The organism is Microbacterium sp. 69-10, from assembly GCF_001897945.1.
GTDB lineage: Bacteria > Actinomycetota > Actinomycetes > Actinomycetales > Microbacteriaceae > Microbacterium.
Window position 1 is genome coordinate 89,920 of record NZ_MKRT01000024.1, and the last position, 2,803, is coordinate 92,722.

At 66.5% G+C, this 2,803-nt stretch carries 2 protein-coding genes; both read right to left on the reverse strand.

All coding sequences use genetic code 11. From position 1 onward, the window contains the following. The coding region (locus BGN97_RS11415) for an HsdR family type I site-specific deoxyribonuclease (protein WP_292701446.1) at positions 1 to 1,612 on the reverse strand (1,612 nt) is incomplete at its 3' end. Then, positions 1,609 to 2,803, reverse strand: a 1,195-nt coding sequence (locus BGN97_RS11420) for a hypothetical protein (RefSeq protein ID WP_292701449.1), incomplete at its 5' end; no start/stop codon positions are given. The genes BGN97_RS11420 and BGN97_RS11415, both read right to left, overlap by 4 nt.

Sequence of the window (2,803 nt, forward strand, 5' to 3'; positions counted from 1 at the left end):
CGATGCGCTCGGGTGCGCCGTAGACGGCGTTGACGACGGCGACGGATGCCTCGAGGCGGGCGCGCTCGGTTTCATCGAGCCCCACAGTGAACTCATCCGCGGCGAGGTCGATGTCTTCGGGGCTGACGTCGCCGGCGAAGACCACCTTGATCAGGCGGGGCTCGAAGTAGACGGGGACGGTGGCGCCGTCGTCGACGGCCCGGGTGAGGTCGTAGATGTCGATGTCGTCGCCGAACACCTCGCGGGTGTCGCGTTCGGCGAACGAGATCGGGGTGCCGGTGAACGCGATGCGGGTGGCGTTCGGGAGGGCGCGCTGCAGGTGGTGGGCGTACCCGTCGAGGTCGTCGTAGTGGCTTCGGTGTGCCTCATCGACGATGACGATGATGTTGCGTCGGTCGCTGAGGAGCGGATGCTGCAGCCCGGCGTCCTTCTCGGCCTTGCTCAGCCCGAACTTCTGCAGGGTCGTGAAGTAGATGCCGCCGGTGTTGCGCGCCGAAAGTTCATCCCGCAGCTGGGTGCGGCTGGTCACCTGGGTGGGCTTCTCCGGCAGCAGCAGGCTGCGGTCGAAGGTCTGGAACAGCTGTCCGTCGAGTTCGTTCCGGTCGGTCACGACGACGATCGTCGGGTTCTTGAGCTTGGGATGCCGGGACGTGATATTGGCGTAGAGCTCCATCTCCATCGACTTGCCGGAGCCCTGCGTGTGCCAGACGACGCCGGCCTTGCCATTGGTCTCGACCGCCTGGATGGTCTTGCCCACGGCCTTGTTCACAGCGAAGTACTGGTGGGGTTTGGCGATGCGCTTGACGAGACCGTCGGCGCCTTCGTCGAAGGCGGTGAAGTTGCGGACGAGCTGCAGGAAGCGCTCCTGGTTGTACAGGCCCGACAGCGCGTCGTCGAGGGGCTGCACGTCCTCGCCGCCCTCGATGCGCGGCTGCTGCAGCGGGATGCCATCGTCGTCGACGTTCCACGGTGAGAAGTGGTTGAGCGGAGTGAACGGGGTGCCGTACTTCGCCTCCAGCCCGTCGCTCGCGAGCGTGAACACGCAGAATCGGAAGGCCATCGGAAGCTCGCGCAGGTAGGTCTGCAGCTGGTCGTAGGCGGATGCTGCGCCGACGCCGGCCTTCTTGAGCTCGAGGATGCTCAGCGGCATCCCGTTGACATACAACACGACGTCGAAGCGACGGTGCACTTCGCCGTGACTGGGGGTGGTCTGACGGATGGTGACCTGATTGACGGCGAGCCAGTCGTTCTCTGCGGGGTCGGTGCTGAGCAGCCGCAGCGTCGGGTTGTGCTCGACGCCGTCGTGGTCGAGGTAGGTGAGGCGGTACCCCGTGGTGAGGTAGCGGTGGATGCGGTGGTTCTCGGTGATCGCATCCTGCGAGGTGGGCGAGGCGATCTCGACGGCGGCCTGCTGCAGGTACTGGGCGGGCACGTTCGGGTTGAGGCGGCGCAGAGCCTCGAGCAGGCGCGGCCGGATCAGCAGCTCGTCCCAGCCGTCGCGCTCGCCGCTGCCCGGGGCGATCTGCTCGCCGCTGAGCGAGACCCAGCCGAGCGGCTCGGCGAGCGTGTCGAGAGCGCTCTGCTCCCACATGGACTCGGGGATGGCGGTCATGCGTCCGGCTCCTCGTCGTCCTCCTTGCGCAGCAGGCGCTCACCGAGACCGGTCAGCAGTTTTCCGGCGCCTGCGCGAGCGTTGTCGGCGGTGTCGCCGGCGAAGCGGCCGATCGCCTTAGCAGTGTCGACGGATGCTGCAGCGATGTCGTCACGCGCGTCGTCGGCAGCTTGCAGCCAGCGCTTCTCATCGATGGCATCACGCGCTTGCTCGATGCTGAGGCGAGAGTGGAAGTCGGTGATGCCGGCCGCGATCTCGTTACCGGCGCGAACGACTCTGTGGGACGCAAGCGGTGAGAAGAGCACCTTGGTGTTCGCACGGGCGGCGGCGGCGTCGATCCTCGCGAGCAATGACGCGGTGCTCTGCATGATGAGTGCCTTCCGCTTGTCGCGCGCTGCGCGCAGGCCGCGACGGTGCCGGTCCACTTCGCCCGGGTCGTCCGGCGATGCGTCGAGCACCCGGTCGATCTCGAGAATCGCTGTGGCGTCCTGCAGCTGGAAGCATCGTGCCAGGACGGCGAGCCATTCCTGCACGGTGGGTTCGGATGCCTCGGCGAGTTCAGCGAGGTCGCCCATCTTGGCGGTGCGCTCGAGTTTCTCGGCGAGCGCGTCGAGCTGCCGAAGGGCGTACGCCTGGGTGCTGGCGACGGTGGCGGTCGTGGCCTGCACCTTCGACCAGGTGACGTCGGAGACGAAGCCCACCTCTTCGCGGATCGTCATCGCCTCGTCGATGACGAGCTCGACGCCGATCATCTGGGCGAGTGCAGCATCTTTCTGGGCGCGCAGCACATCATCGACCTTCGCGTCGATCTTCGCCAGGTAGTCGATGATCTCGTCCATGGTCTGCTGCATCGCGACCTGGGCCATGATGCCTGCGGCGCCGGCAAGCACAGCCGGGTTGGTGAGCATCGCACCCGGTGTGCGCACGAACTCGAGGATGTGCTTGGTCTTGCCGTTCTTCATCACGATCGCGCGCGCGACGTCGCCCGAGGAGCCCTTCATCGGAGGAAGGTCCTTGAGCGCCTTGGTGGACTTCTCGGTGAGCTTGATCCAGCGCCCGGAGTTCTCGGCGATCTGCGAACCGGTCTGCACGATGTTCGCCGAACCGCCCATCGTCTTCCGCAGGGGCTGCAGTCCCAGATCGCGGGACTCGAGTCCTCGCGAGGTGAGGAACTGCTCGACTACGAGTGGC